Annotated in this window: 7 protein-coding genes, 1 tRNA gene and 2 rRNA genes (1 of these 10 cut by a window edge); all 10 read right to left on the bottom strand. The window is 39.1% G+C overall.

The annotated features are described in order from the left end of the window. Positions 1-13 precede the first annotated feature (13 nt). Positions 14-772 carry an energy-coupling factor transporter transmembrane component T family protein gene (locus tag SUCMO_RS10930; protein WP_019879076.1) on the bottom strand — a complete coding sequence of 253 codons (759 nt, stop codon included), beginning with the start codon at positions 770-772 and terminating at the stop codon, positions 14-16. Positions 773-778: 6 nt separating this feature from the next. Next, positions 779-1756: an energy-coupling factor ABC transporter permease gene (locus SUCMO_RS0103415; protein ID WP_019879075.1), complete on the bottom strand. Its 978-nt coding sequence runs from the start codon at positions 1754-1756 to the stop codon at positions 779-781. A gap of 132 nt (positions 1757-1888) precedes the next feature. Continuing rightward, positions 1889-3196, bottom strand: a complete 1308-nt coding sequence (locus SUCMO_RS0103410; protein ID WP_019879074.1) for an amidohydrolase — start codon at positions 3194-3196, stop codon at positions 1889-1891. A gap of 40 nt (positions 3197-3236) precedes the next feature. After that, positions 3237-3941 carry an SIMPL domain-containing protein gene (locus tag SUCMO_RS0103405; RefSeq protein ID WP_019879073.1) on the bottom strand — a complete coding sequence of 235 codons (705 nt, stop codon included), beginning with the start codon at positions 3939-3941 and terminating at the stop codon, positions 3237-3239. Between the two features lie 12 nt (positions 3942-3953). Then, positions 3954-5414 carry a TrkH family potassium uptake protein gene (locus tag SUCMO_RS0103400; protein WP_019879072.1) on the bottom strand — a complete coding sequence of 487 codons (1461 nt, stop codon included), beginning with the start codon at positions 5412-5414 and terminating at the stop codon, positions 3954-3956. Between the two features lie 5 nt (positions 5415-5419). After that, entirely contained in the window at positions 5420-6766 is a 1347-nt protein-coding gene (gene trkA, locus SUCMO_RS0103395; protein WP_019879070.1) for a Trk system potassium transporter TrkA, read from the bottom strand. Between the two features lie 31 nt (positions 6767-6797). Continuing rightward, positions 6798-8666, bottom strand: coding sequence for an NAD(+) synthase (locus tag SUCMO_RS0103390; RefSeq protein ID WP_019879069.1), 1869 nt, complete (start codon positions 8664-8666; stop codon positions 6798-6800). Positions 8667-8875: 209 nt separating this feature from the next. Beyond that, positions 8876-8951, bottom strand: a tRNA-Asn gene (locus tag SUCMO_RS0103385). 31 nt (positions 8952-8982) lie between these two features. After that, a 5S ribosomal RNA gene (gene rrf, locus SUCMO_RS0103380) occupies positions 8983-9099 on the bottom strand. Positions 9100-9184: 85 nt separating this feature from the next. Further along, positions 9185-11821, bottom strand: a 23S ribosomal RNA gene (locus SUCMO_RS0103375) (it continues 273 nt past the right edge of the window).

The raw sequence follows: 11821 nt of genomic DNA, 5'->3' as shown, positions 1-11821 counted from the left end.
TATTAAGCCTCCTTTAATTTATACTCCAATAAAAAAATAAAATAAAACTTACAGTAATGCTTAGATAATTAAACCTACTCTCTACAGTAAAGCTATTTATATTACTAAACCCGCGACACAACATTGCTTGATATATTTGTATCGCTCTTTTATGACTTAATAAAAAGAGTTGTCCCAATAACAACGGATAATCCGGCCATAAAATAGTTTGCGTGTTACTCCGTAGTGCATAAGCTTCTAGCATTTTTATGCATTCATTAAGGATTACTTGTAAATAAGTTCCCAATAGCATAAGTTGCCAAATAAAAATTTCTGGGACGCGCAAGCGTAACAATCCTTGGTACAGTTCTAATTTTTTAGTTGTTACGGCTAACAAAGTAGTCGCACATACTGTTAGTATCGTTTTTAAAAGCAATGTAAGCCCAATTAAAACACTCTTATCAACTATAACTGTATTTAAAAACAATATTTGCTCTGTTTCTGCCCAATACCAACTAGCTAATCCAAGGCTACCCACAAATATTGAGCTCATCATTACTGGAATTAAAAATGTTTTTAGTGGTATCGTGCTTAGTCTAATTAAAAATATTAAATAGCAGGCAAAATACATTAATTTAGGCAATTCAAAATAATCTAGGGAAATAATAGCTAGAACAAAACCTATTGTAATTAACACCTTACTTGCCGCATCAAGATTGTGTACACTCGATTCAAGCTCTGTCAACTTTTTGATTGTAATTAATCTTTGTTGAATATTTCTTAATTTAAACATTAATATTTAATTATCCTTATTTAGTCGAAATAATTTCCCCGTAAATAATAATACTATAAAAGTTATACTAGCACCAACAAGTCCGGCAACACTAGTTCCTACTGTCTGCGGTTCGGTAAAATTATAGTCTGGCAAAAAACTAAATTTTTCTTGTAAAGCCGCTAATTTAGCATAAATTTCTCCTTGAGTTTCTAATTCTTGCCCACTAGTTATTTTATCTATCGACCATTCTAAACCATCAGGATATTCAGAGGCCATTAAAGAAAATCCCCCCGCTACTAAGATACTACTGAGGCCTATGATCATAATTACTTTTTTCATGCTAAATTGTTTTTCCACTACTAGATTGGGCACTAAAATATTAGGGCGTACTTGATAGATGTAATTTAAAACGGCTGCAGTAACTAACCCCTCTACTAGTCCGATTGCTAGGTGAATTGGTAACATAAGCGTCACAAAGTTTATAAATGGCAATTGGGTTTTTCCGGAAAGCATCGTCTGTAATACCACCATAAAGGCACCCATTTGCAAAGCTATTATTGCCCCTAAAATGCTAGATATATTTAAATTTCTTCGTTCATAACTTTTTTGTGTAAATTGCTTATAAATATAAGGATAGGCGATGTAACAAGGAAAAAATCCTAAGTTGAAAATATTACAGCCTAATGCCAATAAACCTCCATCTGCAAAAAACAAGGCTTGAATTATCAATATTGAACTCATTACAATAAAAGCCGCTTCTTTACCTAGTAATGCCGCTAGTAATAAACCTCCACCTAGATGACCGCTAGAACCAGTCCCAGGAATTGTAAAATTAATCATCTGCGCCGCAAAGATAAACGCTCCCATTATTCCCATCAAAGGAATTTTTTCTTCACTTAATTCTGCTTTAATTTTTCTACAATTTTTCACCAATAAAACCGCGCTTATACCAGTAAAACTTAGAGCCACCCCAGGTGACAGCAGCGCATCGGCCATATGCATAATAATCACACCTTTCACATAATTTAAAAACAGCCATGAAGGTAATAACCTTCATGGCTGTTCAAGTTATAAATTCACATATAACCTTTGTAATTTAAATAGGTTTTATTTAAATTAACTAGAGTCTTACAACTATCTATTTGTATATTTTTCAGCTAAAAGAGCTAAACTAGCTGCACCACGCACTAATGTTTCTTCATTGAAGTCAAATTTGCTGTTATGATGTCCCGCTTTCAATTCTGAACCAGCCATCATATAAACTGCTTTACCACCTTTTTCTTGTACCCGTTGCATAAAGTAAGAGCAATCTTCACTAGCTCCTAGACTAACTTCTTTAATTACACCTTCAGGTGCAAAGTAACCGCTGGCTAAAAGAATTTTTTGAATTTCTTCGCCCATTTCCCGGTCTAAAGAGCAAGAAGGTGCTCCACCCATTTCTTCTACTTCAACTTCCACATCATACATCATTGCTGCTGCTTGAATCATTCTTTTGGCTTCAACCATCATGTACTCGTTAATTTCGGTATTCGCACCGCGAGTCTCTAGCTTCACCACAGCAACATCTGGCAACACATTTCTACCGGTTCCAGCTTGTAGTACACCTACATTAATTCTTGATGCTCCTTGCCCATGACGAGCAATCGAGTGCATCGAAATACTAGCTTGAGCAGCTGCAAGTAGAGCATTTTTCCCTTCATGTGGTGCCGAACCAGCATGACTTGATAAGCCTTTAAATCTAGCATCTAATTTCGTCGTTGCTAAGAAACCATCGGTCATACAAACAATAGTATCATTACGATTGGCATTAAAGCCTACATGCATTCCAAATAAATAATCTACATCATCTACTATTCCACTGGCGACCATGGCTTTAGCACCACGCACACCCTCTTCCCCTGGTTGAAAAATTAATTTTATTGTACCTGCGTATAAATCCTTATTTTCGGCAATTAATTTAGCAATAGCCAACCCCATGGCCGTGTGTCCATCATGACCACAGGCGTGCATTACATTGGCATGTACAGAAGCAAATCCTTCTTGGTTAGGCTGATGTTGTGCATCTTTACTTTCTTCAACATCATTAGCGTCCATATCCACACGAATAGCTACTGTTTTGCCAGGCTTAGAAAACTTCATAACACCCATTACCCCTGTTTTCCCACCTTGCATTTTATCTACCCATTTAGGATCAGCGCCCTCTTTTAGAGCTCGTTCTTGGCATTTTTGTAAAGTAAGTGCATCGGGAACACCCATCATTTCTGAAGCCACAATTACCTGGTCACCAACCAAAACTTCAAATCCCAACTGCGTTAGCTCTTGAGCCACGATACTAGCTGTTCTAAATTCCGTCCAAGCTGATTCTGGATGTTTGTGTAGATCTCTACGTCTTGCGATAATTTCTTGTTTTAGTGCTTGTGCTTGAGTTAAAAGCTTTTCCATGCCAGTTCCTCCTAGTAAATTCACAAATTATTTTAATATATTAGTTAAGCTCAAATAGCAAAGTTGCCTCCGAACTTATAACTACGTTACCAGCTAAAACTTGACTACCTAAAGCACTGCTATCTAACATCATCTTATTCACTCGCATTTCTGCTTTTTGATAACTATCAGTATAGATATTAACTTCTAAGAGTCTACCTGCAATTCGACCATCAGCACTAGCCACAATATCCGCTTTTTTACGGCCATTTTCTATTGCCAATTTAAGTAACTGATCTTTTAATTCTTCTGCACCCTCATAGGTAAAATTAATTCCAAGAATTTGATTTGCGCCTGATTCTAGTGCTTTATCCAACACTATTCCAGCTTTATCAATATCTCGTACTTTTATTACTAAATTGTTTTCTAAAGTATAGCCTCTAAAGCTATTTTTGTCTTCTTTGTTATAATTAAGATTAAAGTCACTAGTTTGCATATCTGACTTGCTTACACCTAAAGTAAGCATTTCTTGCACAAGATTCTGCATAACTAAATTTGCCTTATCCTGTGCTATTTGCAATTTAGAATCCTGCACCCTGATACCTACAGTAATTACTGCTGTATTTGCCTGTACTGCTTGTTCTACTCTAGAACGTACACTAATTGTATTAACTTGATTTGCTTCTCTGGCTTCGGCTGAACCTAAGTTCATCATAAAAGTTACTGTCAAAATCATAAACAAATATTTTTTTAATAATTTATACATAAATAAACCTCCTTACCAACCCTTTTTTCCACGCCAAAAGTCCGCTTGAAATACCACTAATAAAGTAAAAAATTCTAAACGTCCTAATAACATACACCAAGATAAAATAAATTTAGCGGATTCAGGCAATTGTCCGGCATTACTCGATGGTCCAACTACGCCAAATCCTAAACCAACGTTCCCCAGTGTCGATAAAGTAGCACTTAATGCATTGTTAAAATCTAACCCACAGGCTGTAACTAACAGTACAGATACTGCAACTGTCAACATATATAATGCGAAAAATTGCGAAACACTATTTAACACACTACTTTCTAAAATTCGATTGTCTAGCTTTATCGTCATAATCATCCGCGGATGCAAAGTCCGCTTAATTTCTGCCCAAATTTGCTTACAAACAATCACAACACGTATTATCTTTAAGCCCCCAGCAGTTGAACCAGCGCAACCACCTAAAAACATCAAAATTACTAACACTGTTTTTGATAGTTCTGGCCAAACTTCAAAGTTAGCAGATGCAAACCCTGTCCCCGTAAGAAAAGATACTACCTGAAATATTGTATCACGAAAATAAGTAATATTAAACATGTAATTTTCTACTACAAAAATATCGGCTGTCACAATCGCTATTGCTCCCAGCAAAATTCCAATATAAGTCTTAAATTCTGTATTATGCCAAAGAACCTTAAAGCCCTTACGCCAAACATGCATATATAAATTAAAATTTCCGCCCGCAATCGTCATGAACAGCGCAATTATAAGTTCTGCCTGCCAACTACCAAAATGGCTAACACTAGAATCTTTTGTTGAAAAACCGCCACAAGCCATACTTGACATTGAGTGATTTACCGCATCAAACAGACTCATCCCCGTAAATAGCAGCAGCACAATTTCAGCCAAAGTTAAACAACTATAAATTATCCATAACCTTATTGCTGTATCTTTCAACCTGGGCACTAAACGCTCCGTCGTAGGTCCAGAAGCCTCTGCTTTAACTAAATTTATCACACCTACGCCCATATGCGGTAAAACCGCCACAAACATCATAATTATGCCCACGCCACCAATCCAATGCATAATACTACGCCATAATAAGATCGAACGGGGCATTTCCCCTAAATTACCAATAACAGTCGCACCCGTAGTCGTCAAACCTGACACAGACTCAAACCAGGCACTTATCAAGGTTGGCGTTGCCCCATAAATGTATAAGGGCATTGCCCCAAATATTGTAGCTAAAAACCAAATTCCCAATACAATTGTATACCCTTCGCGAATACCGATACTCTTATCCCCAGCAACTTTCAAGCGAGCTAATATTTTACCTAATAAAAAAGTTACTAGAACTGTTATTGTAAAAGCTTTAACACCTTTATCGGTATCATAAATTCCCATCATTAGTGCTGTAGTTAAAATTAAAGCATAGCCTTGCAAAAACTTGCCTAAACTTTGCCCTACAAAATGCCAATTCATACCTACTATCTCCTACCTTTAAATATCACTAGAACTTTTTTGGCAACATTATGCAATGCAAAAACAACTATTCGGTCACCATTTAGCAGGTAATCTTCACCCGTTGGAACAATAACCTCTCCATTTCTAATTATCGCACCTACTAGACATTCGGTAAACATATCAATGTTCTTAAGTTGCTTATCAATAACAGGGCTATCTTCAGTTAATAAAATTTCCATTGCCTCCGCTTGATCACCTTCAATTAAAGACATCGATAAAATATCATCACTACGCGCCATCCGCAGTATTGTCCCAGCAGTGATTAATTGTGGCGTAAAAGTTACATCTATCCCAATTTGTTCCATTATGGGAATATATTCAACTCTGCCAACCTTAGCAAAAGTTCTCTCTGCGCCAAGATTTTTGGTCAATAAGGCTGCTAACATGTTTAATTTATCATCTTCCGTTAAACAAATTACCGCATCTGCTTGCGCAATTCCCTCTTCCACTAACAATTCTTTATCAGTAGCATCTCCAAAGAGAACCATACTCTTCGATAATTGTCCGGCAACTAATTCACATCTTATTTTATCACTATCGATAATTTTTAAATCAAATCCCGCATTTTCTAACATTACAGCTAAATATCGTCCCACTCGCCCCGCTCCAATAATGAATACTTTTTTCAACTTTGTGGAGCGTGTTGTTATAAAATTTTGCTCAAAATCCTTTACTGTTTCCGTTTCCCCTAGAAAAAAAACATGGTCTGAAGCTTTTAAAATATCTTGGCCGCGTGGAATAATCATTTTGTTATTGCGCAAAATTCCCGCAACTAAAATATGTTTAGGTAAAACCAAATCTTGCAAAGGAATTTCAATAATTTTAGAAGTAGGACGCATTTTTACTTCTAACATTCGCACCTTTCCATCGGCAAAATCCTCAATATCTAAACTAGAAGGAGTACTCAAAATTTTATTGATTTCTAAGGCTGTTACCAACTCTGGATTTATAACAACATCAATACCCAAAGTTTTACTGATAGAGATATCTCCTTGTTGGGCATAATCTTCATTGCGTATCCGTGCAATAGTTCTACTTACTCCTAGTCGCTTAGCCGTCATACACGCAATCATATTTACTTCATCACTCGCCGTAACTGCGATTAGCATACCAGCATCTTTCACTCCAGCTTCAAGTAAATTAACTGCACTAGCTCCATTGCCGCCTAAAGTCATTACATCTAAATTGTTTTGTACAATATCGCGGCGTTCTTCATTTTCTTCAATTACCACGACATCATTATTATCTTCCGCCAAATGTCTTGCTAGAGCATAACCAACTTTACCAGCACCTACTATTATAATTCTCATTTCCATCCATCCATTTACAATTTCTTATTTTCTACAAATCACTAATTTGACGCCAACTTGAACGTGGTGATAGCGAAACACAAGTCAATTTAGCTCCATCGGGCATACAGCTACGTTTAAATTGATTACGATAAAACCGTTTAAAATAATTTTCTAAAGCTAATTCAATTTCTTTAGCTGAATACAGCTCAGCAAAAGTTAAATAAGTCATATGTGTAATTTTTTCGCGTGAAAAATTATGTTGCAAATGGTAATGTAAAATATAATCAATTACTTCATAATTTCCGACAATTTCTTCGGTCGCCTGTACTTGTGTATCCTCAGTTTTCAACAATTCTGGACTTATTACTGTATCCACAATTTCCATCAACAATTGTTTTAAAATACTGGCTTTTTGCTCAGCATACCACGAAACCAATAATCTTACCAAAGTCTTGGGGATACTAGCGTTAACATTATACATACTTAAATGATCCCCACCATAAGTGCAAAAACCTAGCGCTATTTCTGATAAATCTGCTGTCCCTAATAAAATTCCTTGGCATTTATTAGCCAAATTCAATAAAATTTGTGTCCTTTGACGAGCTTGAACATTTTCGTAAGTTATATCGTTTATCTCAGTATGTTCTAACAATTGTAATTGTGCTTCACAAATTTTAGCAATATCAATAACTTGTATTTGTAGACCTAACCCTTCCGCTAGCCTAACAGCATTACTTTTAGTTTGCGAACTGGTTCCAAATCCAGGCATAGTTACTAGCTTTAGTTGCAATTTAGGATCTTCTTGAACCAAACTATGAGCGACTAAAGTTGTTAAAGTGGAATCCAATCCCCCAGATAAGCCTATGATCATACACTTAGTATCTACTGCTCTCAATCGACGTTTTAAACTAATCTTCTGTAATTCAAATAACTCCTGTAAAGCATTATTTTTATCCACCCATTTGGGCAAAAACGGCTGTTTTTCGCTATAACGACCTACACCTTCATTAATATCAATAATTTGCATCTCAAAGTGTATCAAAGTGTATTCGGGAAGTTTCAGCAATTTATTTTGAAAAGCAGTCTTGGTTCTTCTGAAATTATGAACTGCTTCTAAATCAATTTGTGCATATATAATTTCTTGATCATAGTCAGCTTCAACCAAGATTTCTCCTAGTTCTACAATAGCCTTGTAGTCTGAATAAACAACATCCATAGTCGATTCTCCCCGACCTGCGGAAGTATAAATATAAGCTAATTTAGTTTTTTGCGTGTGAGCTTTTAGCAACTCCGCTCTTTGCTTGCTTTTACCTAAGTACTCATTGCTTGCTGATAAATTACAAACAATATTTGCGCCTTGAAGTGCGTGAACTGTGCTTGGCGATAATGGCGACCATAAATCTTCACACAGCTCGCAACCAATTCGCAGATTATTATATTTTTTATGTTGTAAGATAATCGAACTACTACAATTTATCTCTTTCCCTAATAAATTAATTTTATTCTCTATTAAGTTAGCTCCCGAAGAAAAATAGCGTCCTTCAAAAAACTCACCATATTCGGGAATATTCATTTTAGGTATAACCGCCAAAATTTCGCCTTTTAGCATAATCACAGCACAATTGTACAACTCGTTTTTCCAAGCAAGTGGCGCCCCTACAAATACTAATACATCTAACATTTTAGTTGCTTTTAAGAGTTTTTCCAAACCTTTCAAAACTTGTTCTTGTAAACTACTACTATAAAACAAATCTTGGCAGCTATAGCCTGTTAAAGTTAATTCTGGAAAAACAATTATTTTAGCTCCATTTTCGGCAGCCTCTCTAGTCTTTAGAATAATTTTCTCTAAATTTGCTTCTACATTAGCAACTTGCGTTTCAATAGAAACACTTGCTACCTTCACAAACGAATATTGCACTTTACATGCCTCCATAATATTAATTATATTTCCAAAATATATTTTAATAACCATTATACTAAACTTAATGCTTATTGCCTACTACTTAATTTACTATTTATATTTATGCTAGAGTAGAGACTATTTTAGTTAACTAATCGCAGGAAATTAATGCTTGAACTACACATAAAAAAGCTAGATAACTTAAGTTATCTAGCTTTGATTTCATTTGGCTCCTCGAGTAGGACTCGAACCTACGACCGATCGGTTAACAGCCGATTGCTCTACCAACTGAGCTATCGAGGAATAAAAAACCTTACGCCAAGACGTAAGGCTTAACTGGCAACTATCTATCCTACCAGGCCGTCTCCAGCCAAGTACTTTCGACGTATAAGAGCTTAACTACTGTGTTCGGTATGGGAACAGGTGTATCCTCTTAGCTATCGCCACCAGATTATCGAGGTGAATTTCCAATTGGGTAAACTCCCTCAAAACCTTCACAGATTAATTTTTTACCACGAGATATATTTATTCTTGTTTAAGTCAAGCCCTCGACATATTAGTATTGGTCAGCTCAATAGATTACTCTACTTACACATCCAACCTATCAACCTCGTAATCTCCAAGGTGTCTTACTAGATTAACTCTATGAGAGATCTCATCTTAAGGCTGGTTTCACGCTTAGATGCTTTCAGCGTTTATCCTTTCCGAACGTAGCTACCCAACTATGCTCCTGGCGGAACAATTGGTACACCAGCGGTTCGTCCACTCCGGTCCTCTCGTACTAGGAGCAGTTCCCTTCAAATCTCTTGCGCCCGCGATGGATAGGGACCGAACTGTCTCACGACGTTCTGAACCCAGCTCACGTACCACTTTAATGGGCGAACAGCCCAACCCTTGGGACCGACTACAGCCCCAGGATGTGATGAGCCGACATCGAGGTGCCAAACCTCCCCGTCGATATGGACTCTTGGGAGAGATTAGCCTGTTATCCCCAGGGTAGCTTTTATCCGTTGAGCGATGGCCCTTCCACTCGGTACCACCGGATCACTAAGCCCTACTTTCGTACCTGCTCGACTTGTCTGTCTTGCAGTTAAGCTCCCTTCTGCCTTTACACTCTTCGCGCGATTTCTGACCGCGCTGAGGGAACCTTTGGGCGCCTCCGTTACTTTTTAGGAGGCGACCCGCCCAGTCAAACTGCCCGCCTGACACTGTCCTGAAGGTCGTTACTCTTTCAGTTAGAATTCCGATACATTAAGGGTGGTATCCCAACGTCGTCTCCGTACACACTGGCGTGCATACATCTCTGACTCCCACCTATCCTGTACATAATGTATCAAAACTCAATGTCAGGTTACAGTAAAGCTCCATGGGGTCTTTCTGTCCAGTCGCGGGTAACCTGCATCTTCACAGGTATTTCAATTTCACCGGGTCCCTCGTTGAGACAGTGCCCAAATCGTTACACCTTTCGTGCGGGTCGGAACTTACCCGACAAGGAATTTCGCTACCTTAGGACCGTTATAGTTACGGCCGCCGTTCACTGGGGCTTCGGTCAAATGCTTTGATTGCTCGAACATCCTTCCTTAACCTTCCAGCACTGGGCAGGTGTCAGCACCTATACTTCAGCTTTCGCTTTTGCAGGCACCTGTGTTTTTGGTAAACAGTCGCTTGGGCCTCTTCTCTGCGACCACGTTAAGCTTAAGTCGTTTCTGACTTTTACTCTTATGGCTACCCTTCTCCCGAAGTTACGGGTACATTTTGCCGAGTTCCTTAACGAGGGTTCTCCCGCGCACCTTAGTATTCTCTACCCGCCTACCTGTGTCGGTTTACGGTACGGGCGGCACTTGTCTCGCTAGAAGCTTTTCTTGACAGTGTGGGGTCAGCAACTTCGCTCGCATCTCTGCTTGCTCGTCATCACGCCTCAGGTTCAAAGTTTTACGGATTTGCCTATAAACTTCCCTACACGCTTAAACAGGAATTTCCATCCTCCTGATTGCCTACCCTTCTGTGTCACTCCATCACTCAAACGACTTGTGCCGGTACAGGAATGTCAACCTGTTGTCCATCGCCTACGCTTCTTGCCTCGGCTTAGGTCCCGACTTACCCTGAGACGACGATCGTTGCTCAGGAACCCTTAGGCTTTCGGTGGAAAGGATTCTCACCTTTCTTTTCGCTACTCATACCGACATTCTCACTTCTCATCAGTCCACCAAACCTTCCGGTTTAACTTCTACCCAATGAGAACGCTCCCCTACCCCTGATACTTTAAGTATCAAGCCATAGCTTCGGTTTCGTACTTTAGCCCCGGGAATCTTCGGCGCAGCGCCACTAGACCAGTGAGCTATTACGCACTCTTTAAATGGTGGCTGCTTCTAAGCCAACATCCTGGTTGTTTATGTAGCGACACATCCTTTTCCACTTAGTACGACATTTGGGACCTTAGCTGATGGTCTGGGCTGTTTCCCTCTTGACTATGGATCTTATCACTCATAGTCTGACTCCCAAGATACCAGTATAGCCATTCGTAGTTTGACAGGGTTCGGTAACCAATACGGCCCCTAGCCCAACCAGTGCTCTACCGTCTATACTTACTTCTTGAGGCTAGCCCTAAAGCTATTTCGGGGAGAACCAGCTATCTCCGTGTTCGATTGGAATTTCTCCCCTATCCACAACTCATCCCAAAGCTTTTCAACGCTTACGAGTTCGGTCCTCCACGCAATCTTACCTGCGCTTCAACCTGGCCATGGATAGATCACTACGGTTTCGGGTCTACAAACACTAACTTTTGCCCTATTAAGACTCGCTTTCGCTGCGGCTCCGTGTTTTCCACTTAACCTTGCTAGTGCCTGTAACTCGTCGGTTCATTCTTCAATAGGCACGCCGTCGCTTTCGCTCCGACTGCTTGTAGACATACGGTTTCAGGTACTTTTTCACTCCCCTCCCGGGGTTCTTTTCACCTTTCCCTCACGGTACTATACGCTATCGGTCGCCAAGGAGTGTTTAGCCTTGGAGGGTGGTCCCCCCTGCTTCCCACAGGATTCCTCGTGTCCCGTGGTACTCTGGATACTAGCCCGATGGCTCTGCTTTTCGCTTACGAGGCTTTTACTCTCTGCGGCTTACCTTTCCAGGTAATTTAGCTAAGCCTGACCATCTTCTTGCTAGTCCTCAACCCCAAA

The organism is Succinispira mobilis DSM 6222 (assembly GCF_000384135.1).
GTDB classification, from domain to species: domain Bacteria; phylum Bacillota; class Negativicutes; order Acidaminococcales; family Succinispiraceae; genus Succinispira; species Succinispira mobilis.
The sequence above is the reverse complement of the archived record's forward strand: the minus strand, read 5'-3'. Positions and strand labels throughout refer to the sequence as shown.